The sequence below is a fragment of the Dehalobacter sp. genome (genome assembly GCF_030063005.1).
GTDB classification, from domain to species: domain Bacteria; phylum Bacillota; class Desulfitobacteriia; order Desulfitobacteriales; family Syntrophobotulaceae; genus Dehalobacter; species Dehalobacter restrictus.
Genome location: NZ_JAPDHR010000031.1, coordinates 23,325 through 44,580, shown reverse-complemented (window position 1 = coordinate 44,580; position 21,256 = coordinate 23,325). Strand labels below are relative to the sequence as shown.

22 protein-coding genes and 1 tRNA gene are annotated in these 21,256 nt (G+C 44.1%); 4 read left to right on the top strand and 19 right to left on the bottom strand.

The window, feature by feature from the left end; genetic code table 11:
* Window positions 1-62 precede the first annotated feature (62 nt).
* Window positions 63-2,372 (bottom strand): DNA translocase FtsK, encoded by a 2,310-nt coding sequence (locus tag OKX56_RS09770; protein ID WP_019226302.1) that lies wholly within the window; start codon window positions 2,370-2,372, stop codon window positions 63-65.
* A 37-nt stretch (window positions 2,373-2,409) separates the two neighbouring features.
* Entirely contained in the window at window positions 2,410-3,243 is an 834-nt protein-coding gene (locus OKX56_RS09765) for a PHP domain-containing protein (RefSeq protein ID WP_025205777.1), read from the bottom strand.
* A gap of 220 nt (window positions 3,244-3,463) precedes the next feature.
* On the opposite strand from OKX56_RS09765, the gene OKX56_RS09760 reads away from it, so the two are divergent.
* Window positions 3,464-3,537 (top strand) — tRNA-Trp (locus OKX56_RS09760).
* A 166-nt stretch (window positions 3,538-3,703) separates the two neighbouring features.
* Here OKX56_RS09760 and OKX56_RS09755 read toward each other — a convergent pair.
* Window positions 3,704-3,940, bottom strand: a complete 237-nt coding sequence (locus tag OKX56_RS09755) for a hypothetical protein (protein WP_502851140.1) — start codon at window positions 3,938-3,940, stop codon at window positions 3,704-3,706.
* 230 nt (window positions 3,941-4,170) lie between these two features.
* Here OKX56_RS09755 and OKX56_RS09750 point away from each other — a divergent pair, with 230 nt between their 5' ends.
* Window positions 4,171-4,683: a DoxX family membrane protein gene (locus OKX56_RS09750; protein ID WP_025205778.1), complete on the top strand. Its 513-nt coding sequence runs from the start codon at window positions 4,171-4,173 to the stop codon at window positions 4,681-4,683.
* 99 nt (window positions 4,684-4,782) lie between these two features.
* Here OKX56_RS09750 and OKX56_RS09745 read toward each other — a convergent pair whose 3' ends face one another.
* Window positions 4,783-5,256 (bottom strand): MGMT family protein, encoded by a 474-nt coding sequence (locus OKX56_RS09745; RefSeq protein WP_025205779.1) that lies wholly within the window; start codon window positions 5,254-5,256, stop codon window positions 4,783-4,785.
* A gap of 182 nt (window positions 5,257-5,438) precedes the next feature.
* Between OKX56_RS09745 and OKX56_RS09740 the strand changes: the two genes are divergently transcribed.
* Both OKX56_RS09740 and OKX56_RS09735 read left to right on the top strand, forming a co-directional pair.
* Window positions 5,439-5,933, top strand: coding sequence for a DUF6323 family protein (locus OKX56_RS09740; protein WP_025205780.1), 495 nt, complete (start codon window positions 5,439-5,441; stop codon window positions 5,931-5,933).
* Entirely contained in the window at window positions 5,927-7,300 is a 1,374-nt protein-coding gene (locus OKX56_RS09735) for a DUF6179 domain-containing protein (RefSeq protein WP_068883556.1), read from the top strand. The genes OKX56_RS09740 and OKX56_RS09735 overlap by 7 nt, the downstream gene beginning before the upstream one ends.
* Window positions 7,301-8,006: 706 nt before the next feature.
* Here the strand turns inward: OKX56_RS09735 and OKX56_RS09730 are convergent.
* The 15 genes from OKX56_RS09730 to OKX56_RS09660 form a co-directional block, all read right to left on the bottom strand.
* Window positions 8,007-8,321, bottom strand: a complete 315-nt coding sequence (locus OKX56_RS09730; RefSeq protein ID WP_019226295.1) for a TFIIB-type zinc ribbon-containing protein — start codon at window positions 8,319-8,321, stop codon at window positions 8,007-8,009.
* Window positions 8,322-8,367: 46 nt separating this feature from the next.
* A complete protein-coding gene (locus tag OKX56_RS09725) occupies window positions 8,368-8,910 on the bottom strand; it encodes a nitroreductase family protein (protein WP_025205783.1) in 543 nt (180 codons plus the stop codon).
* Between the two features lie 96 nt (window positions 8,911-9,006).
* On the bottom strand, window positions 9,007-10,962 hold the full coding sequence (locus OKX56_RS09720) for an LTA synthase family protein (protein WP_019226293.1): 1,956 nt from the start codon (window positions 10,960-10,962) through the stop codon (window positions 9,007-9,009).
* Window positions 10,925-11,914: a hydrogenase expression/formation protein HypE gene (gene hypE / locus OKX56_RS09715; RefSeq protein ID WP_019226292.1), complete on the bottom strand. Its 990-nt coding sequence runs from the start codon at window positions 11,912-11,914 to the stop codon at window positions 10,925-10,927. Before hypE ends, OKX56_RS09720 begins: the two co-directional genes overlap by 38 nt.
* A gap of 168 nt (window positions 11,915-12,082) precedes the next feature.
* Window positions 12,083-13,129, bottom strand: a complete 1,047-nt coding sequence (gene hypD / locus OKX56_RS09710; RefSeq protein WP_019226291.1) for a hydrogenase formation protein HypD — start codon at window positions 13,127-13,129, stop codon at window positions 12,083-12,085.
* Complete coding sequence (locus OKX56_RS09705) at window positions 13,119-13,343, bottom strand: HypC/HybG/HupF family hydrogenase formation chaperone (protein WP_015042845.1); 225 nt, start codon at window positions 13,341-13,343, stop codon at window positions 13,119-13,121. Before OKX56_RS09705 ends, hypD begins: the two co-directional genes overlap by 11 nt.
* A gap of 140 nt (window positions 13,344-13,483) precedes the next feature.
* Window positions 13,484-14,134, bottom strand: a complete 651-nt coding sequence (gene hypB, locus OKX56_RS09700) for a hydrogenase nickel incorporation protein HypB (protein ID WP_019226290.1) — start codon at window positions 14,132-14,134, stop codon at window positions 13,484-13,486.
* Window positions 14,135-14,149: 15 nt separating this feature from the next.
* Window positions 14,150-14,497: a hydrogenase maturation nickel metallochaperone HypA gene (gene hypA / locus OKX56_RS09695; RefSeq protein ID WP_019226289.1), complete on the bottom strand. Its 348-nt coding sequence runs from the start codon at window positions 14,495-14,497 to the stop codon at window positions 14,150-14,152.
* Entirely contained in the window at window positions 14,490-14,912 is a 423-nt protein-coding gene (locus tag OKX56_RS09690; RefSeq protein ID WP_019226288.1) for a 4Fe-4S binding protein, read from the bottom strand. The genes hypA and OKX56_RS09690 overlap by 8 nt, the downstream gene beginning before the upstream one ends.
* Before the next feature lie 10 nt (window positions 14,913-14,922).
* On the bottom strand, window positions 14,923-16,002 hold the full coding sequence (locus OKX56_RS09685) for a hydrogenase large subunit (RefSeq protein ID WP_019226287.1): 1,080 nt from the start codon (window positions 16,000-16,002) through the stop codon (window positions 14,923-14,925).
* A gap of 15 nt (window positions 16,003-16,017) precedes the next feature.
* Window positions 16,018-16,380: an NADH-quinone oxidoreductase subunit C gene (locus OKX56_RS09680; RefSeq protein WP_019226286.1), complete on the bottom strand. Its 363-nt coding sequence runs from the start codon at window positions 16,378-16,380 to the stop codon at window positions 16,018-16,020.
* Window positions 16,381-16,818: an NADH-quinone oxidoreductase subunit B family protein gene (locus OKX56_RS09675; RefSeq protein ID WP_019226285.1), complete on the bottom strand. Its 438-nt coding sequence runs from the start codon at window positions 16,816-16,818 to the stop codon at window positions 16,381-16,383. It abuts the gene before it with no gap.
* Window positions 16,819-16,848: 30 nt separating this feature from the next.
* A complete protein-coding gene (locus OKX56_RS09670) occupies window positions 16,849-17,706 on the bottom strand; it encodes a respiratory chain complex I subunit 1 family protein (RefSeq protein ID WP_025205785.1) in 858 nt (285 codons plus the stop codon).
* On the bottom strand, window positions 17,703-19,595 hold the full coding sequence (locus OKX56_RS09665) for an NADH-quinone oxidoreductase subunit 5 family protein (RefSeq protein WP_019226284.1): 1,893 nt from the start codon (window positions 19,593-19,595) through the stop codon (window positions 17,703-17,705). Before OKX56_RS09665 ends, OKX56_RS09670 begins: the two co-directional genes overlap by 4 nt.
* 428 nt (window positions 19,596-20,023) lie before the next feature.
* Window positions 20,024-21,193 (bottom strand): pyridoxal phosphate-dependent aminotransferase, encoded by a 1,170-nt coding sequence (locus OKX56_RS09660; protein WP_019226283.1) that lies wholly within the window; start codon window positions 21,191-21,193, stop codon window positions 20,024-20,026.
* Window positions 21,194-21,256: the final 63 nt, after the last annotated feature.

Here is a 21,256-nt window from a genome sequence, read left to right as displayed (position 1 = left end):
TGAATTAAGCTTTGGCCTTTTTAAATTTACAGCGTTTGTTGTATTAGGCGAAAATAGTTATCTTAAGAAAAATAACCTTGAAAATCTTCGAGGGACATCAGTATCTCCCGTGGTTTATTGCCCTCACTGCGGCCAACGACGCCGGCGTCCTCCAGCATATCCATAAGGCGGGCTGCCCGGGAATACCCAACTCTCAGCCGCCTTTGCAGATAAGATACCGAAGCAATCCCGGATGTAATCACCAGCTCGCCGGCTTCAGCAAAACGCTCGTCAAGATCTTCATCTGGCTTTTCAGAGGTTGTGGTTTCTTCAAGCAGATTTTCATCGAGCTCATAAGCCGATCTGCCCTGTTTTTTCCAATGTTCAATGACATTTTTTGTTTCTTGCTCGTCGATAAAGCAGCCGTGAACTCTTTGGGGTTTATTTAGGCCAATCGGGGAATACAGCATGTCCCCTTTGCCCAATAATTTCTCGGCACCGCCCCCATCAAGGATCGTTCTGGAATCAATTTGCGAGGAAACGGCAAAAGAAATCCGGCTTGGGATATTCGCTTTAATAAGTCCTGTAATAACATTCACCGACGGACGCTGCGTGGCGATGACCAGATGAATCCCTGCCGCTCTCGCCATTTGAGCAAGTCGGCAAATAGCCTCTTCGATTTCATTGGCAGCTACCATCATAAGATCGGCCAGCTCGTCAATCACGACGACAATGTAAGGTAACGGTTTATCCATATTCCTATTGAAGTGATCAATGTCACGAACGCCACTGGAGGCAAACAGTTCATAGCGGTCTTCCATTTCCCTGACAATGAATTTAAGGTATTTGGATGCTTTCTTCGGATCGGTAACGACCGGTGAAAGCAGATGGGGGATGCCGTTATACTGGTTAAGTTCAACCATTTTGGGGTCGATCAAAAGCAGTTTGACCTGATCCGGTGTATAGGAAAACAGCAGCGAATTCAAAAGACAATTGATAAAAATACTTTTCCCGGAGCCGGTAGCGCCGGCAACAAGCAAATGCGGCATTTTTGCGAGCTCACCAATAACAGGCTGGTCCGCAATATCTTTGCCAAGCGCTATTTTCAGCTTACCGCCAGAACCCATAAATGATTCAGATCCAATCACTTCTCTAAAGTAGACGGTCCTGGACTTTTGACGCGGCACTTCAATCCCTACAGCCGCTTTGCCCGGGATCGGTGCTTCAATTCGGATATCTCTCGAAGCCATGGCCAAAGCAATATCATCTGCCAGATTGACAATTTTACTGATTTTCGTTCCCGGAGCAGGTGAGAGCTCATAACGTGTGATAACCGGGCCGACGGTAATATTGGTAACTTTTGCGGTCACTCCGAATGTGCTTAAGACATCCTCCAGAAGCTCCGGGTTTGTGCGTTCTGCCGCCGCGGTACTGTTTTCCCTGCGCCGCAATAATTCGATCCTCGGCAGTATCCAGGCTTTCGTTTTGATGTCGTCGTAGTCGTATTCCGCAGGGATATCTGCAGATACATTTACTGATGGTTTTGATTCATACGCCTTATAAAAATTTCCGTAAATTTTTTCTTCAGTCACAGGAGCCGCTGCCGTCACTTGCGTTACGGGAGCTACTTGCTGCCTTTCCTGAAAATAGTTGTTTCTCTGAAACAGAGTATCCTGTTTTTTCTCTTTATCTGCGCTTTCCAACGGAAATGTATTGTTTTTCCTGACATCTTTCTTACTCTCTTTGAAATAGTCTTTAAATCCATTCATACTGACCGTATTTTCTGAAATATAGAAACTTTTATTTCCTTCGCCAAAATACGAAGAGAAATTTGCTCCCAAATGTCCCAGGTGATCCTTAGTTGCGACCGGTTCGTCATTCACAAACAATCGCTCGGCAAAATAGGATGAAAAGCCATTTTCGCGCGCCAAGCTCACCGGTATGCCTGTCTCAGGTTCAGAAGCTGCCTTATTCCCCAACCGATTGGCCTGAACTTCTCTGGACCTGGCGGTACTGATCCTTTTCGACAGTTCATCTGATCTAGCTTGTTCAGTTGATCTGGCCTTGTCAACTGGCCGGTCCTTCATTATATTCTTTTTCCGCTTATATTCATCATATCTGTTATCATATTCATCATCTTCATCTTCATCATCGTCGTCATCATCGTCAAATTCCTGTTCACGCTTTGTTCCGGACATAAGCCAACAAACAACCGCAAAAATCAAACAAATTACCGGCAGACCAAGCGCGTAATTTCCGAGAAGTTCTTTAAAGAAACTAAAAACGTTGGTCGAAAACTCCTGGATCTCGAAATATCCCAGGATCCCAATCAGAAACATAAAAAAATACAGCAGCGAAAGTGCTTTTATAAGTATTCTTCCAACCAGCCTCAAGGTTTACCACTCCTAACATTTATCGATATCATTGATCTCAGTCGATCTGCAGATATTCCATAAGATTAAGCACGCATTTTTCCGGAACCGAGACCTCTCCAATTTCGACCTGACTGAAAAAGCCATGATAGTCGCTGCCACCTGTTGCGAGAGTCCTGTATTTTCGTGACAGTTCTTCAAAATAGGTAATCTTCTCTTCGCGTTGAGCCCAGTAACCGTAATAGACTTCAATTCCAATCGGCTTGTAACTCAAAAGATCCTCAGTCAGGGACTGGTCGATTAGTCCCGGATGAGCCAGGACAGGAAGCCCGCCTGTTTCGAGAATCAGATCAACCGCATCAGGAAAGGGGTTGCCTTCATAGGGTATATAGGCCGTTCCGCCGGGTCTGAGACAGGACGCAAGATTATCCCAATTAATAGTGAGATTTTGATCACGTTCAGTTTTATTCCAGATCGCGTAAATAATATGAGACTTGCTGACGACGCCTTCGAAACTTGCTGTATTTTCAATCTCCTGCCATTCGAGCACCAGTCCCAAATCTTTTAACTTTCCGAGCATTAATTTTGTAACAGCAGTTCTCTCTTTACGGATTTGCTGAAGCTTTTCCTGAAGATAGTCATTATTAATGTCTCGGTAATAGCCCAGCAGGTGAATCTCCTGGTTCTTGTAATAGGTATTCAACTCAAGTCCGGGTATAATCCGAATTCCGTAATCCGGCGCAATGTTTTGCGCCTTGGTGACACCGGATGTTGTCTCATGATCGGTAATGGCGACAATATCCATCCCTTTTAAAGAAGAAATTTGCAAAATCTCTTCAACCTTGAGACTTCCGTCAGACTGATTGGTGTGAATATGAAGGTCAGTTTTCAATCGTAACGATCCTCTCGCCAAGATTTGCTATAATGTTTTCTTTTATACTATTTTATTCGTTTTTTACGGCAAAAATCCTTCAAAATAATTTGAATGATTGTTATATGTATGATCTGCCATCAATTTAAATGCAGACTGAAATGTTAACTGAAATGTTATCGTTGACACAATCAAGTAATTCCGATATAATAGCTTTCGTCGTCAACTGTAGGAAACACCTAGGGGATTAGTTTAATGGTAGAACAGCGGTCTCCAAAACCGTCAGTGAGGGTTCAACTCCTTCATCCCCTGCCAAGTAAATTTGAGGCTCAGAGGCCTTTTTTTATTTTTTGTATTTATGCTTTGGGGCAGACTTTTGGATAGATTTTTTTAACCGAAGAAAAAAATAAGGGAATCGGAATTATCCGACTCCCTTATTTTTATTTCTGTTTTTTTAGGTTATGATCTTTTTGATTTCAGATCATTTTGAAAGATATGTATCACTTGATTTATTGTTTTTCTTTAAGCCTTTACTATTAAGTCTAAGATGAAATAGCACTAAAACAACTAATAAGAAACCTGGAATAACATGGACGCTTTCAAAGATTTCCTTGGGAATCATTTCATTTGTTAACGCAGTAATCACCAAGATCAGAAGATCAATACAAAGCAATACATTAACAATTTTATTTCCTTTATCCGTATCCAATTCTATCACTCCTTTCATTAAATGTAGGTAATATGTTAACAATTGATTATGTCATTTATGTGAAATAATGGTGACAGTTATGTGAAATTTGAATGGACAAAGTACATTCAAATTTTATATCGTCCTGTTTCTTTTAATTTGCAATTTTTCTGTGTTTTTGATTACTTGGGAACATCTACAAGATTGAAACGGTATAAAAAGATTTTGTAATCCCATACTAAAATTAAAGGAGGGTTAATATGAGCTGGAGAGAATCGCGATTTATGCAAGTTGTGTGGACCGTCATTCGCGTATATATTGGCTGGGAGTGGCTGAGTGCCGGTATCAGCAAAACTTTTGGAGCAAGTGCTGCAGCCTGGGTAGGCCCGAACGCGGGAGCGGCCGTTACAGGTTTTTTACAAGGAGCTCTGACCAAAACCGGTGGCCAACATCCTGATGTATCCTGGTGGTATGCATCATTTATTCAAAATATTGCTCTTCCGAATGCCAAAGTGTTTGGTTATGTGATTGCCTGGGGAGAACTTCTGGTTGGCTTGGGATTGATCCTCGGTTGCTTCACGACCATCGCTTTACTTGCGGCAGTCTTTCTGAACATGAGTTATCTACTGGCTGGTGCTGTCAGCACCAATCCAATGTTATTATTCTGGGAAGCTTTACTGCTTTGGGCCGGGGCAGCTGCCTACTACTGGGGAGTGGACAGGATACTTATACCCCAGTGGAAAAAACGACGACTCAAGCAGGGTATTGCGTAACAAAGTTTAATATCATGCTGCTTCATAATGTTAAAGACACGGGGAAAGCCCATGTCTTTAACATTTTTTTCGTTATATTTTTTCGTAATATGTTTCCCTCTATAACAAAAACAAAGATTTTTCAAATTCTTTAACAAAATACTTCTTCCCTTTGGGGATCACTGTATGTCCCTCAGACTCCAGCAAAAACTTCTGATGATCCAGACCACCGGGAAACTTATCATTCAATTCTCCGCCTTTCTTAAGCGTCCGCCAGTACGGGGTAATATCCGGATTACCGGCATCCTCTCTTTCTTGCGAAGCATTGGCGGCGGTATTAATAAAAATCCCTGCCGTCAGCTGACAGGTGAAATCGGCTTGATGTTTTTTGGCCAGATAAGCTCTGATCTCATCGGAAGTAATCAGTTTGCCCGGAGGTATCCTTTTCATGACTTCATCATACTCCAGCGGAGCGGCAATCAACATATTTCCAGCACCAAACCGCTTGGCCATCTTCTCGTCATAGCCAATAAATTCTATTCTGGGCATATCTTTTGCCTGATGCAGCTTTTCATCAAACGTTTTTCTAGCCATTTTTTTCCTCATAAAAACCATTGACTCCTCAAGAGATCAATGGTATATTTAAGTTTAATTAGATTTTATTTATATTTTAATATAACTTCTCTACATTACTATATCACACATCTTTCTGATTGTCAATATCCTCTTGCATCATCCTCTAATCAAATCAATGCAACAGTGAAAGGATGTCGGAAATGGAACCATTTATGCTGCTCCCTCCTGCCATGATCAACAAGATGTCCGTGCATGAGATCCTGGAATGCAACGACCAGACGGCCCGCTTTGGTTTACAGCTTTCAGCATCAGAAGCCTTAGAGCTTGTAGAAACACGCGCTCATTCTCTTCGCAGCTTCGGACGGGTTGAATTTGCAGGCGGCATGATTAATAAGCTCATTCTCCGCTTTTGTGATTCCCCTTTTCTCTCCTGTCATAATTATGCCGCTGCCCTAAATGACCTGATCGAGGCATTTTATTATTTTAAGAATGAGACGCTTGATGAAATAAGCGACGACGAGTTGATCGGACTGATGAAGGTTTATTTTGACGGGAACTGTCAGGGCTCGCTTGAGTTGCTGCAAAACCGCGAACTGGAAACGCTTGCCCGTAATATCCGCTATGGCCTGACGGATTATTGGAATGTACACCCCAACGAAGATGATCCGGACAATGAGGAGGTGGACGTATGGTGAATTTACTCAGAAAACACGCGGTATTGAATATGTCTCTTCCTGAAAGCGCTGTTCTTCAGTCACTTTTGGAACAGGCTTTTCAGCATGGACTGCTGACTGACGTTGAACTTCAGCATATGCAAACACAAATCGTTAAACTCCTGACAAAACAACTGAAACGGTTTACACATGGCGACAGCTGCTCCGTAAAGTCGGAAACAGCGCAAAGTATCATGCTGTCCATCCTGTATACGATCGGTATCTATCTGAAGAGCCTTTCTAATCCCAGTCTCTGTCTGGATTGTCTCAAACAAGACCAAATCAATGATCTGTTTCAGGAAGGCAGAAACATTATTAATCTTCGCATCAGTGAAGCCAAAACACTTCTGTCTGTAATTAATCATGACGGTTTGACCTTTGCTAACCAGGCCTATAGCGATACGCTCGAAAATGGCATTCCGGCATTTTTTACAGCTTATGATCCGGAATTCGCCGCGCACGAAACACCCGGTTCAATCGATTACCCGCTTAGCAATGATCAGATGGATTTAACAGGGATTGTCTATATTCATCATTACTTGCAGCAATTATACCATGAGGATACGTTCTGCCTGAATTTCCCCGATGAAGACATCCAATGTTTGCTGCGTGGGTATCACGATCATTCCGAGGACTTGCTGCTGAATATTTTTGAGCTGGTATTAGCCCAATCACTTGGCTCAGTACTGGCCGGCAAGTCTGCGCGTCAATTGAATATCAGTCAACAGGATCGGGAATACCTTCAGCAGAAATTATCAAAGCTCCCCGACCAGGAATTTGATGTTATGCTGCAGAATGCTTTGACCCAAGTCAGCGATGAGCTCGCGTTTAATGACAGGAGTCAGGTTCAGCTGCTTCAAGAAAGTATGGCTTCTTTTGCTGTCAGGCTCAAAAATGCTTTGCATAATGGGCGGTTGGAAGCAGTCTTTATTACTTTAAAAGCGCAACCGGAGCGCCCTGCGATCATTTTTGAAGACGGACCGGGCTTAGCAGATGACATATTCCGAGACATTGCCGAAGAAATCCGACAATGCCGCTATATTGAAGATAAGCTTGCAATCATCCGGAGGGAAATTCACAGCGCTGCCGACCTGGCAGATATTCTCGAAGCATCCTGCCTTTTGGAAGATGAATATGACAGTATTTATCATTCCTTAACCACGCTGGAACTTGCGCTGCTGATCAAATCACTCCCGGCGCCCGATCCATCATTTTTTATCCATTCCGGGTACGCGGCCTCTGAAGAAATGAAAGAGTGGCAAATCCGGCTGATTTCCTTTGTTGACCAGCTTGTGCCGTCTGAACGAGCTAACCTGCTTCATCTTGTCAAAGGTCTGACGATTATATAAAAAATGTACCTCTGAGATACCGTCCACTTCCTAAAAAATATTTTAAGCCTTTTATTCATAAAACTAGGCCCATACTTATCTATGGAAAGGAACCTTTATAGAAAATAGCAAAAAAAAATATATAGAATGACTCAGCAAAAAAACAGAGTCGTTGCTCTGCTTTTTCGTTTTATTCTTCATCATTCTTTTTCTGCTATGTATTTTAGTCTGAAAAGAGCACGCAATGATCTACCTTGCACCACCATAGATGGTTGATTACCTAGCCATGATCTTTCGACCATAACCAAGCAGGTCGCCACCTATGATCATGGTTTGTTCGACCATGCAAGATATCTTAACAGCTGACAGCAACCTCACGGCTGCAGCCAACCATTAATTCTATAACTTTGTAACGAACTTACAAACTCATAGAATATACGACACCCGGCATAATCTTAGCTCGACCCTTAACGATAGGTTGGAACCCTAAAACAATAAAAATTAATCGACTGCCTCAAAGCTTTTCCCAACCGTTAAAAATCTTCCCTCCGACTATTTGAAAGCCTTTGACCTTCAGATAATCTTTGGCCGACCCGGTTACACCCCCGAAAGAGCATAACAGAGTCTTGGCTCAACCATTACGTACCCTTTTACAATCTTAGAATTTGCATTTTTGCTGTTTTTTATCCCAGGCAATAAATTCCTCACTTTTTCGTTGAGGCATGGATCAGTCACCGCCAAAATCGAATAGATCACTTAAAAAAGATCCCCTGCGTTGCTTCGAATTTTTGCCGTAATGGTCCCGATCATACGCATGCTCATGTTCACGATCATGATGTTTGTTTTCATGCTCATAATTTCCGTATTCATTCACATATCCAGGTCTGCGTTCCTGAGTACTGCTCTCGGATTGAGATTTTTCGATAATTTTGTCCAATTCGCCGCGATCGAGCCAGATCCCGCGGCACTGTGGGCAGTAATCAATTTCTACTCCTTTGCGTTCCGTCATCTGCAATTTCACATGACACACCGGACAATCCATGAACAACACCTCCACAAGAATTTATTTATAGGATAAGCTTATATGCTTAATATTTGTTTAGAAATTCTGTTCCGTATTGATTGACAAATATATTTTGATACTGCAAATCTTGCTCCGTCCTGCGTAATTTTTGTTCAGCAGGATATCCAAGCCCAATCATACATTCCACTTTTAAGCCTTGAGGTATATTCAGCACTTCCTGGATATATTCTTCCGTGGTCTTTCCCTCGGACTGATTTCTGTTTCTGACCTGAACCCAGCAGGAGCCTAGTCCCATCGATTTTGCGGCCAATTGAATAATGATCGCAGCTATGGATGCATCTTCGGTCCAGACATCGGTTAGACTGCTGTCCGCCAGAACCACAATGCACAAAGGGGCTCCGCTTAAGAAAGCTGAGCCGTGCTCTCTGGCCAAGGAAAGTTTCTGAAGCAGGTCATGATCTTCCACAATGATGAAACGCTGCGGCTGAATCCCTCTACCAGAAGGGGCCAACAAAGCAGCCTTGACCAGATTTTGGATTTTATCTTTTTCTATTGCGGCCGGACTATATTTACGGATACTTCTTCTATCATATAACAAATCAAGCATTTTTATCCCTCTTTCCTGTATATTCATTGGCTTCTAATACACAAACTACGATCTATCAACTCTAGCTAAAAACTTTACCCGTCTCAAACGCTCACCTTATTTTTTTGAATATTGCTTTCCAAATAACAAGTCATATTCCAGCAGCCAGTAATCTTTTTCTGCTTCCTGAAATGATGAAGGAAGCTCGTCGTACGTCTGCCCATATTGGTCAACGAAGACCGATTTGCCATAAACGGGCAGTACATCTGCCATCCGACCGGTATACTCAAAAATAGTATTCCCTGGATAATTCAGCTGTTTCAACAAATAGGCCCCTAGAAACGACGGACTGATAAGTCCCAAATCTGTGGCACTTCGTATCGTTTTGGCTGCGTCCGCAGAACTTGTATCTGTATCTGTATCTGTATCTGTATCTGCATTTGCATTTGTTTCAACAGTGTCCTGCTGATCGTTTGACCAGATGATCAGCGGGACCGATTTCATTTTTAAGGTGTCCCCCGTTGACCATTCGTTTTCATTCCCGGTAATATAGCCGGTTTCTTTATAGACCTGATAATCCTTGCCCAAAAAAGGCAGGTGGTCCCCAAAATAAACGACGATTGTTGGCCTGTCCGATTTCCGCAAATAGTCAGTCAGATAAGCCAGCGACGCATCTGCATCCCGTACGCCTTCCGCATAGGTGTCTAAAATCCCTTTTCCTTCGGATGTAAGACTGCCGGATGTACTGACCGTATGATCACTGTAACGGTCCGCCGGATAAGGACCGTGATTTTGCATCGTTACAGCAAAAATGAATTCCGGCTGATCGGCTGTTTGAAGCTCTTGAATAATTCTTTTACTGACTTCGATATCTGCAATATATTCACCGTCAATTTTGGCCCCGTTGAAATCTTCCAGACTATAAAAGTGCTGAAAACCCAGCAGCGGGTAAATCTTGTCCCTGTCATAGAACCAGCCGTGGTAGGGATGAATGGCCGTCGTCTCGTAGCCGTAACGCTGAAGCAAGTTCGGCAAAGCAGGCAGGGATTTTGTGACATACTGCTGGTAAGCAATCGCTCCCTGTGGCAGGAAATTGGTCGATAATCCTGTCAAAAACTCAAATTCCACATTAGCCGTACTTCCTCCAAACACCGGGGATAATATCTCGCCAGAAGTGCCCTCGTTGCTTAATTCTCGAAAATTCGGCAGCGGATCTTCAGAAAAAGCAACCTTCGGAAGCCTGGTAGGATCCCAGAAAGATTCATCCAGAATGACAACAATATCCGGCTTCATTCCGCTGTCCTGAACACCAGCAGCCGCCGCTGACGAACCGGCTTTGTCCTCGGCTGTGATCTTGCTGATGGTTTCTTCACTATAGCCAGCTGGCTTCAAAACCATGATATATTCCGTGTTCATCATGAAACCCAGAAGAAAACCGTTCTGTAAGCTGTTTTGGGTTTGGACCCAGTAGATATGTTCGATTTCTGCCATTTTAAACAACGTCTGTAGCGGCGTATGCCGGTAAAAAACCAGCAATGGTATCAGAATAGCGACGCCCGCAAGAACACCCATCCTGGTCCTTAAGCGTAGGCGATATTTCGGAACAAAGAATACCCCGGCCAGAATAAGGACGATAATCATCACGCCAAGAAAAAAAAGGACCGGCAGCACTTCTCCAGAAATCTTAGGCAACAGATTATAAACCTGATCGAATCTCCCAAAATCCCAGGGAAATAAAGGATCCCCTAAAAACTGTTTCTTTACCATATTTGTTAACGAAAGTAAAATCAGCAGGACGGATGAAGAAATGACCGTAAGCCGCAGATTCCCTGTAAGAAAAAGAAAAAAACACAGAAGTACAATTGCCAAAAAATCGTTCATTAAAAATACCAGGAGATTGGAATAGATCCATACAAGAGCTGATTTAAAATCTCCCCGTTGGATCATTTCAGCAATAATGACCTGGACGAATGCTGTAGCTGCAATCCAGATCAGGAAGCCCTTAGCTGACAGCTTCCTGGTTCTTAAAGGGCTTCTAACAAATCCTTGGAAGGCCTTCACCATATAAGACATCGATAACCCTTTTCCCTCCGAGTCTTGTTTTCACTGTTACGAGAGGTTTTCCGGTCTCTGTGACGCTGCCAATCAGCCTCGCCTTGGTGCCAAGAGGATTTTGCTTTAGAATATTCAGAGCCCGTTCCGCATGTTCCTGAGCAGTGATACAGAGAAACTTTCCTTCATTGGCCATATAGAGCGGATCCAGGCCTAAGATATCACAGAAGGATTTGACTTCCGGATCCACAGGAATGCTTTTCTCCTCGATTTCTACGGCATGGTTTGAAGCTTCGGCAATCTCATTCAGAACCGTGCCTAAGCCCCCCCGGGTAATATCCCTCATCGCGCGGACCTCAATGCCTGCCTGAAGCAAATCTTCAACCATTGGTCCAAGATTTGCACAGTCACTTTGGATTGAATTGACAATCTCCATGCGCTGAGACATGATGCAGGCGTGATGGTTGCCCAAATCACCGCTAACGATGAGCGCATCTCCCTCACGGATCACATCTGTGCCAATGTGCCTGCCGCTTTTTCTGAAACCAAGACCGGCTGTGTTGATATACAAACCGCCATTTCCCTGAACGACTTTGGTATCTCCGGCAACAATTTTGATGCCTGCTTCCTTAGCCGTTCTGCTCAGTGAAGCGACGACGCGGTCAAGCAAATCCAGATCGAGGCCTTCTTCGAGAATAAATCCCGCTGTCAGATACTGAGGCTCGGCTCCTGCCATCCAGAGATCGTTTACCGTTCCACAGACAGCAAGCTTGCCGATATCCCCGCCCGGGAATTCCAGAGGCGTGACCACAAAAGAATCGGTGGTCATCGCCAGAGGGTATTCGGAAACAGGCAGGATTGCCGAATCTTCCATTTTATCAAGGTAATCGTTGGCTAAATATTTATGAAAAAGATCTTTGATAAGCTCCCTGGTAGCATTGCCGCCGCTCCCATGCGCCATTACAATCTTCATTTACTCACCTACTCATTTTTCATTACAGGCTGCTTAGCCTGCCTGAGTCCATCTGTAAACTATCTTACTGTATCTATCTTATCTATCTTATCTATCTTCTTAGTATATTTTCCCGACTTATTTTCTCATAGGCAACATTTAAACGTTGATTACAAATTTATGAATGGATTACTTTCTGGTAAACCGAAACCAAATGCCGCAGGTGCCCTCAGACGATACCATACAGGGTCCCTGCGCTTTAGCCGGTGTACAGACCTTCCCAAACATCGGACACTCATCAGGGTTGATCTTACCAAGGATAACCTCGCCGCAGCGGCAGTTCGTCGTTTTTTGAGCAGTATCACCGGCAAGGTCGGCCGAACCGGCATCGTATTTCCGGTATTTTTGATTCAGATATAAACCGGAATCCTCAATAACGCCGATCCCACGCCAAAAAGCCTGTCCAGACTCAAAATAATTGTTGATATAGGCTAAAGCAACCGCGTTCCCCTCGGGCTTAACCACGGAAGGATAAAGATTATGCACTTCGTGTTTATGATTTTCGACTTGTTTAACCAAATCGTAAATGGCGATCAGGATATGTTCCCCTTCAAAGCCGGCTACGGCAAAAGGCTTCATATACTGCTCCGTCAAACCTGCATAGGCCTGCGAACCAAGAATCGTGCTGACATGCCCCGGCGCAATAAACGCTGATATTTCATTATCCGTGGCGCAGATAAAATCAAGAGCCGGCATAACCCTGCGCAGTGCAGTCAAAAACTTAATATTCGTCAGACCGGAACGCTCCGTTTGCTCAATAACCAGTGCATAAGACGGAATCGTGGTTTCAAAGCCGACGCAGGCAATCACATACGTAAGTTCCGGGTTAGCTGCGGCCTTCTTAAGCGCTTCCTGCGGTGAGTACATGATCTCGACCCTTGCCCCGTCCGCCTTGGCCTCACTTAAAGATTTCTCCGAGCCCGGCACTTTCATCATATCGCCAAAGGTAAGCAGCACGTAGTTCGGGGTCATGGCCCATTCAATGGCTTTATCAATATAGGAAGCCGGAGTTACGCACACCGGACAGCCCGGGCCGGATATAAGCCTGATCTTTGGCGAAAGCAGACTGCGTATACCGTTCTTAAAGATTGAGGAAGTATGAGTTCCGCATACTTCCATGATTTTAAGCTCTTGATGATCTCCCGCAAGCTCTTTCAGTATATGATCAAGATTCATATTTCAGTGACTCCAATTCTGCAAATAGCTCCAAAATTTCATCGGCAGTGTCCTTCTGAATAACTTCAATGGCGCATCCTGCATGAACCAGTACGTAATCACCTGCTTGGGCATCCACCAGGGCCATATTAACATCAATAATATTCCCCTGGAAATCAACCTTACCGGTAAAATCATTTACTTCCACTACTTTCCCGGGAACAGCCACACACATTTCGTTCACCACCCTGTTCAAATGCCGCTAGTATCTATTAGTACCTTGTCAGCTCAAAATTGTGATATACAGGATTTAGGGTTGACATCATACTAAAATTATTTTATTACGGTTGACCTAAAAAAGCAAAGAATGACCTTTTAGCTTTTTCTTTGCAGCAGCCATCCCGCAACATCTTCAAAACCTTGTCCGGTTTTGGCGTTGACTTCGAACACCGGTGCAGTTTTATTCAGTGCTCTAACACCTTTAAGGAAAAATTCATCGTTAAAATCAACATACGTTTTTAAATCACATTTCGTAAGCAGAATCACATCAGCTTTTTCAAAAGCCAGAGGATATTTGTACGGCTTATCGCTGCCCTCGGCTGCTGAACAAATCAGCATTTTGATATGCTCACCAATTTGGAATTCTGCCGGGCAGACTAAATTACCAATATTTTCAATGAACAACAGGCCGGGCTTGTCGAAAGACAATCCGTCCAAGGAACTCTGGATCGTAGGCGCATCCAGATGACATGCTCCATTCGTGTTGATCTGGATCGCTTCAATACCTAACTCTTTGAGCTTGACCGTGTCAATATCCGATTCGATATCTCCTTCGATCACATATACTTTATTTTCAGAAAGCTGCTGAATTAGATTAATAATGCTCGATGTCTTTCCCGCTCCGGGCGCCCCCATGATATTAACAACAAAGACTCCCATTTTGCCCAGTTTTTCCTGCGTCGCAAAGGCTATCCTGTCATTTTCATCAAAAATGTTCTGGACAACCTGAATTTCTTTTTCAGCCACTTAAGGCCCCCCTTTTTATTCTGTTTCTATTTCTATATCTTTAACATAGAATTCTTTTCCAATGTTTGTTGGCATGCCATCATTGCCGCAGTCAGGGCAGGCAAAAGAAAACGGCTGACGCGCATAATGAATATTGCAGTCCGGGCAGTACCACTTGGCTTTAATATTCTCCATTTCGAGAACAGCCCCCTCGCAGAGCGTGTCTTTCGAAATAATGTCAAAATACATCTGAATGGATTCGCCAATAAAGCCGGACTGTTCTCCGACAACCAAGGTAATGCGCGTAATACTACGCGCATTATTCTCTTTGGCTTTTTCAGAAGCAATTTTTATGATTTGTTCAGTAATCGGAAATTCATGCATCTTCTTCTACTGTTTCCACCTGTGTAGGATTATCCTGAGCTGCTGTCCCGGAAGCAACTTCCTGGACGACAGGCCCATATGCAGTAAACAACTTACTCGATTTATCTCTCATTGGTGCAGTATAACTTCTTTGGGTATTCAGGCAGTTTTTCGGGCATACCTGAACACAGAAATTGCAAACAATACAGCGGGTACGATCGATTTCCCACTTTTTATCGGATTTACCGACCGCAATAGCTGTGGCCGGACATCTTTTAGAACAAATGCCGCAGAACGAGCAATTTTCTATCTTAGCCATCTCAATGCTGCCGCGCGTATTGGGATAAAACTCATTTTTGATGACCGGATACATCGCTGTAGCAGGTTTGCTGAATAAACTTTTCATAATCGTTTTGTTAATTACATTAAAAGCCATGCGTCTCTCCCTACCTTTCCGTACAGCTGATACAAGGATCGATGGTCAATGCCAGCACCGGAACATCTGCAAGGTCTGCGCCTGGCAGTATTTTCAACAGCGTCGGGATATTCGCAAACGTTGGTGTTCTGACTCTGAACCTCTCCAAGTATTTTGTACCGTTGCCTTTAGCGTAGTAGAAAGTCTGACCGCGGGGCTGCTCCATACGTGAAATATATTCTCCGCTCGGATTGCCTTTTATCTTCATATCCACCTCGCCGTCAGGTATTTTCTCAATACACTGGCGAATGAGATCCAGAGACTGGTATACTTCACGCACCCGAACCACGGTGCGGGCGTAGCAGTCGCCGTCTTTTTCGACGATTGGCTCAAAATTCAGATCACCGTAAGCGGCATAGCCTAAGGTACGCATATCCTGAACAACACCACTGCCTCTCAGGGTTGGACCAGCGGCACCCAGATCGATCGCTTCCTGATAAGTCACGACGCCTATGCCTCTGGTTCTCTTCTGAACGGAATAGTCCCGTACAAATACATCCGTCACCGTTTTGGCTTCCTCCGCGATGTCTTTGACAATAACCTTTATTCTATTCAATGTGTCGTTGTCAATATCCTTCCAGACCCCGCCAATTTTACATACACTAAATATAACCCTGCCACCGGTGGTCTCTTCAAAAATATCGAGTACTTTCTCCCGGATCCGCCAGCAATGCATAAACAGGCTTTCAAAGCCATAAGCATCGGCCATGAGACCGAGCCAGAGCAAGTGGCTGTGTACCCTGGAAAGTTCCGCCCAGATGGTACGCAGATATTTGGCACGGGGCGGAATGTCCACGCCCATCATGCCTTCCAGCGTCTGGGCATAGGACTGTCCGTGAATAAAACTGCAGATCCCGCAAATACGTTCAATGACATAAATCATTTCATTAAAATCTCTTTTTTCAACCAGCTTTTCCAAGCCCCTGTGCACAAACCCGATCGAAGGAACTGCGCCAACTACTTTCTCATCTTCCATAATAAGATCGAGATGGAGCGGTTCAGGCAGTACCGGATGCTGAGGGCCAAATGGAATTATTGTTCGCTCACCCATATTACCATCCCTCTCCTATTCTTTTATATCTGCGGCAGCTATATTGAAAGGCTGTTTAACTGCCGTCTCGTAAAATGTCCCCTGAAAATCAACCGCCATTCCACTGACATTAATACCATAGAGATCATGAATCTCGTTTTCATAAAGAAACGCGGCAAAATACACATCACTGATACTCGGAATAGTATCGCCAGACTGGACATCCAATCTCAGATTTTCCAAAGTCAAGTCCAGCTTTTCAAACGAATAAAGCAAATACATTTCCGATGGCGTTTTTGTACAGCAGATTTGGATCAGGCGATACCCATTCTGCAGATACTGCTTCGCACGATCAACAAGCTCTTCAGCTGTAACCGGATTAATGATACGTTCCGTCATCTATTTCGCCACCTTCCTCAAGTTCTGATATTTTTCCTCAAGAACTCCCAAAGCCTGAACAACACCGTCAATGATTGCTTCAGGTCTGGCAGCACACCCAGGGACATACACGTCTACCGGAATGACGTTATCGATTCCGCCCTGGACATTGTAGCATTCACGGAAGATTCCTCCGGAAGTGGCACAGGCTCCGATCGCCACAACAACTTTCGGATCCGCCATCTGGTTATAAATATTTTTAATGACCTCTTTATTTTGTTCATTGACAGATCCTGTCACGACGAAAATATCGGCATGCTTTGGATTGCCAATATTGAGAACGCCAAAACGCTCGACATCATATAAAGGCGTCAGACAAGCCAGTACTTCGATGTCACAGCCATTGCAGCTGGAGGCGTCGTAATGGACCAACCAAGGAGACTTCGGCAAGTATGACAAATCATTTCACTCCAATCAGTATAAGGTTTTTCATCTGAGTGCCAGATAGGCGATGTTGCCTACGCCGAGCACAAGTGCAACGATCCAGGCGCTTCCGAGTACGGACTGCCATTTAAGACGGGAATAGTTGTTATCGATCCAGATCTCCAGGAAATAGACGACGATCGCCAGGATTAAGGCAATGATCGGGCTCGACGCGAAGAACAGACAGACAATACCCAGCAGGAAGACATTTTCATACCAGTGGGCAATCTCAATCAGCGCCAGATCCGTCCCGGAAAATTCCGTGATAATCCCACGGACAATCTCCTGATGCGCATGATGAGACATCGATATATCAAAAGGTGATTTACGGAATTTAATGGTTAGGATAAACAGGAATCCAAGAAAAATACCTGGCAGACTGTAAAGCAGCGGTTGGTCATACATTGCGATGTCCCAAACATTAAAACTTTTCGTCACCATGTACATTCCTACAGTCGTTAAAATGACCATCGGCTCATAGGCCATGATCTGCAGCATTTCTCTCTCTGCACCGATATAGGCGTACGGCGAAAAAGTAGAGTAGGCCGCAATGATCAGGAAGATACTGGCCAGCGTCAAAGCGAAAATCGCCAGCAGCAAGTCTCCGCCGCCAAAGAATATCGCTCCCGAGATAATTACAAAAACGATAAAACAGATGATGTACAGCCTCTGCTGCGGATTTACCGCAATACTGCTTTTGTTCATCAATTTAAAAATATCATAGAAAGGCTGCAGAATCGGCGGACCGTATCTGCTCTGCATCCTGGCAGATATTCTGCGGTCCACCCCGGCAATCAAACCACCGATGAACGGGGCCAGAATGATATAGAGAATGACCATTAACCATGCATAATTTCCACTCATATGATCCCCACCCCAAACATTATGATGATTAGAACAATACTGATCACAACACCAAGTTTAAACAGTTTGCTCTCACCGAAAATATTTTCCAGATAGAAACTCCTCATCGTTATTTCTCTTGTAAGACCCAGAGAACCATAAAACTTCTCTTTTTCGGGAGTATTGAGTCCCGCCAGGTACTGCGGTTTATACTGATAATTCTTGTGCGTGAACGACAGACCCACAGGCAGAACGACCATCAGACCGACCATAATCAGCAGAATAATGACATTTCCCTGATCCAGTAGGTATGTCTGATTATAGATGGACGCAATAAACGGCTCCAGAGAATATTTCGAGATGAGCGGGAACAGCAGACAAATCCCAACTGTCAAAACAGCAAGCGTAGTCAGCGTAAAGCGTTCTGTCCCTGGGACCTTTGACTGGAATTCCAGCGGTCTTTCTTTCACCATCAAAAGCTTACCGAGCCACTTTGTCCAGAAGAATAAAGTTGCGGCACTTCCAAAGGCCACAAATACCGTGAGTACCGGATTTGCTGTAACCAGCCCTTCGAGCGCTGCCCACTTACTGATCAGCATACCGAATGGAGCAAGAAACATTCCCGCAATCCCGATGACCATACCAATTGCAATCTTCGGCATTTTGGTAATCAGTCCGTCCATGGACTCGATGATACGGTCACCGATGTTATGCTCGACTGTACCAACAGACAGGAAGAGCAAAGACTTGGCAATCGCATGGAAGATCATAAGCATGATCGCAGCCCACATCAATTGATAGGTTCCAATGCCGGCGCAAACAATAATCAGGCCAAGATTGGAAATCGTTGAATATGCGAGTACACGTTTGGCATCCGACTGGGAGATGGCCATAAAGGCTGTCAGGACAAATGTCACCGCCCCAACCATCGCGACAAACAGTCCGACCATTGAACCGCCGTCAACAAAAGCAAAAACCGGTGAAAGTCTGATGATTAAGTACACACCAGCTTTAATCATGGTACTGGAATGGAGCAGTGCGGAAACAGGGGTCGGCGCAACCATCGCTCCAAGCAGCCAGGAAGAAAACGGCATCTGGGCAGCTTTTGTTAACCCGGCAAACGCAAGTAACGCTGTCGGCAGAAGCACTACGGTAGACGCAAGCTCCGGCAGCATGTTCAGCTCAATCGTATGCGCATTGATAAATAGGTAGACAATGGCGATGGAAAAACCAAGTCCACCAAGCAGGTTCATGTTTAAAGCCCTGAACGCATTCTTAATCGCAATTTCTTCGCGGCTGTAGCCGATCAGGAAGAATGAACTGAATGTGGTGATTTCCCAAAAGAAATAAAGCCACATCAGATTGTTGGCAAAAACAACCCCATACATCGCTCCTAAAAAGACGAAGATAACAAAAAAGAAAAACGGGGTCCTGTCTTTAACTTCCTTGTGATGATGATGATAATCCTTCATATAGCCAACAGCAAATATCGCTATCAAACTACTGATGATACCAATGATCAGTGTCATGATCAGAGAGAGATTATCAACAAATAAATTATACGATGTCTGGATCTCTTCCCCATAAGAACCTTCAAACCATATCATAATTGCAGCACTGGTTAGCATCAAAAGCCCGGCCAGATACTGTTTGTATTTCAGCGAAATCCCAATGACAATGACTGCTAGAATGACCTCAATTGCAAATATTCCAAGATCAATATATTGATTATCCAGATTAAAGAATACTGCCCCTGTGTTAAAATACTGAACAGCCAGATTGACTGATGCTACAGTCAGAATGATTGTTGACAGCACCACAATGCCTTTCCGGACAGCCGGCTGCGGCAAGATAAGCAAAAGCAGTGCAACAACAATTGGAAACAAAATAAGAAATAGCACTGTGTTCATAGTGTCCTCTTTCCCCTCAATTATTAAATCGTTTATTAACCTCAATCATGAACTTGATAGCAAAATAAGGTGCCCAGTTCTTATTCTGCTTTCTGAGAATTATTATGTCCCCCTTTCCAAATAATATAAAATATGGTTTCATACTCATTTCAAACCAAGTTTAGTATTTAGTATAAGGACTTGCTTCGATAATTTCAACAATATTGCAACAATTTTCTAAACTTTTTTGAGAATATATTAAATTATTCAGAATTTTCCGCCTTTTCACGTTCCGATATATCCCTTGGAATCTCGCTGCTATCTTCTGGATCCTTCCGTATGCTTTACTATGCTATTTCATGCTCTTCTCTTCAGTTACCCGAAATACAGGGTGAACCAAACTAACGGTGCAGCCTCATACTGCACCGTTGATTGTTTTTAAATATCTATTATAACTTTTTCAGAGCAATATCAATTTGGCTTACGGCTTTTTCAAGATTTTCCAAGGAATTCGCATAGGAAATCCTCAGATATCCTTCGCCGTATTCCCCGAACGAACTGCCCCAGAGGGTCGCAACACCTGCTTCGTTTAACAGGTACTCGGCCATCTCCTTGCTAGTTTTTCCAAAAGCTTTGATATTCGGAAACACGTAAAAGGCACCGCGTGGTTTCAGACAGGTAACCCCACTGATGGCATTCAGTCCGTCAACGATCCGATCCCTTCTGATTCTGAACTGCTCTGCTCTTCTCAAAACTTCATCCTGCGGTCCTGTCAGAGCCTCAATACAAGCCATCTGTGTAAAACCTGCCAGACAGGAAGTACTGTTCACAACGAGCTTGCCAATTTGCTGGGCGGCTTCCTTCGGCATAATGCCATACCCGGCGCGCCAGCCGGTCATCGCATAGGTCTTCGAGAATCCGTTCAGTATGATTGTCTTTTCTCTCATATGCGGCAGCGAAGAGATCGAAAATGACGGCTCTTCATAGACGACATTTTCATAAATCTCATCCGAGAGAATCACAATATTACGGTCGGCCAGAAAATCAGCGATTTCCTGATAGTCTTCTTTCGTCAGCATCCCGCCGGTTGGGTTTTGCGGCGAGTTGATAATCACCATTTTGGTTTTGTCTGTCACGAGGGATTTGAATTCCTGGATATCCATTCTGAACTCATTCTCTTCACGCAGCGGGATCGGTACCGGTACCCCGCCAACGAACTTAATGACGGATTCATAAATCGGGAAACCCGGATTCGGATAAATGACCTCATCTCCGGGGTTAACCGTAGCCAAAATGGCGTAAAACATGATCGGCTTTCCACCCGCCGTCATGACCACTTCCTGAGGGTCGATTTCATAGCCTCTTTTTTTGCCCGCATAATCCGCAACGGCCTGTCTTGCCTCCAGCAGGCCTGAAGAAGGTGTGTATTTTGTCATGCCGGCCCGCAGGCATTCCATTCCTTTTTCTATGATATTGGGCAACGTCGGAAAATCCGGTTCACCAATCTCAAGGTGAATAATTTCCCTTCCCTGCGCTTCCAAAACATTGGCCTTAGCCAGCATTTCAAAAGCCGTCTCACTGCCCAGTCTATTCATCCGGTCTGCAAATATCATACGCATAATACTATATCTCCATCCTCAAGTTGATCATTTCATTATATTTTACCTGAAAAAGCGGGATGA

Excerpts from the sequence above, each read along its gene's own strand:
- OKX56_RS09750 (WP_025205778.1), top strand. The coding sequence starts at position 4,171 with ATGAGCTGGAGAGAATCGCGATTTATGCAAGTTGTGTGGACCGTCATT.
- OKX56_RS09745 (WP_025205779.1), bottom strand. The coding sequence starts at position 5,256 with ATGGCTAGAAAAACGTTTGATGAAAAGCTGCATCAGGCAAAAGATATG.
- OKX56_RS09740 (WP_025205780.1), top strand. The coding sequence starts at position 5,439 with ATGGAACCATTTATGCTGCTCCCTCCTGCCATGATCAACAAGATGTCC.
- OKX56_RS09735 (WP_068883556.1), top strand. The coding sequence starts at position 5,927 with ATGGTGAATTTACTCAGAAAACACGCGGTATTGAATATGTCTCTTCCT.
- OKX56_RS09730 (WP_019226295.1), bottom strand. The coding sequence starts at position 8,321 with ATGGATTGTCCGGTGTGTCATGTGAAATTGCAGATGACGGAACGCAAA.
- OKX56_RS09725 (WP_025205783.1), bottom strand. The coding sequence starts at position 8,910 with ATGCTTGATTTGTTATATGATAGAAGAAGTATCCGTAAATATAGTCCG.
- OKX56_RS09720 (WP_019226293.1), bottom strand. The coding sequence starts at position 10,962 with ATGTCTTATATGGTGAAGGCCTTCCAAGGATTTGTTAGAAGCCCTTTA.
- hypE (WP_019226292.1), bottom strand. The coding sequence starts at position 11,914 with ATGAAGATTGTAATGGCGCATGGGAGCGGCGGCAATGCTACCAGGGAG.
- hypD (WP_019226291.1), bottom strand. The coding sequence starts at position 13,129 with ATGAATCTTGATCATATACTGAAAGAGCTTGCGGGAGATCATCAAGAG.
- OKX56_RS09705 (WP_015042845.1), bottom strand. The coding sequence starts at position 13,343 with ATGTGTGTGGCTGTTCCCGGGAAAGTAGTGGAAGTAAATGATTTTACC.
- hypA (WP_019226289.1), bottom strand. The coding sequence starts at position 14,497 with ATGCATGAATTTCCGATTACTGAACAAATCATAAAAATTGCTTCTGAA.
- OKX56_RS09690 (WP_019226288.1), bottom strand. The coding sequence starts at position 14,912 with ATGGCTTTTAATGTAATTAACAAAACGATTATGAAAAGTTTATTCAGC.
- OKX56_RS09685 (WP_019226287.1), bottom strand. The coding sequence starts at position 16,002 with ATGGGTGAGCGAACAATAATTCCATTTGGCCCTCAGCATCCGGTACTG.
- OKX56_RS09680 (WP_019226286.1), bottom strand. The coding sequence starts at position 16,380 with ATGACGGAACGTATCATTAATCCGGTTACAGCTGAAGAGCTTGTTGAT.
- OKX56_RS09670 (WP_025205785.1), bottom strand. The coding sequence starts at position 17,706 with ATGAGTGGAAATTATGCATGGTTAATGGTCATTCTCTATATCATTCTG.
- OKX56_RS09665 (WP_019226284.1), bottom strand. The coding sequence starts at position 19,595 with ATGAACACAGTGCTATTTCTTATTTTGTTTCCAATTGTTGTTGCACTG.
- OKX56_RS09660 (WP_019226283.1), bottom strand. The coding sequence starts at position 21,193 with ATGCGTATGATATTTGCAGACCGGATGAATAGACTGGGCAGTGAGACG.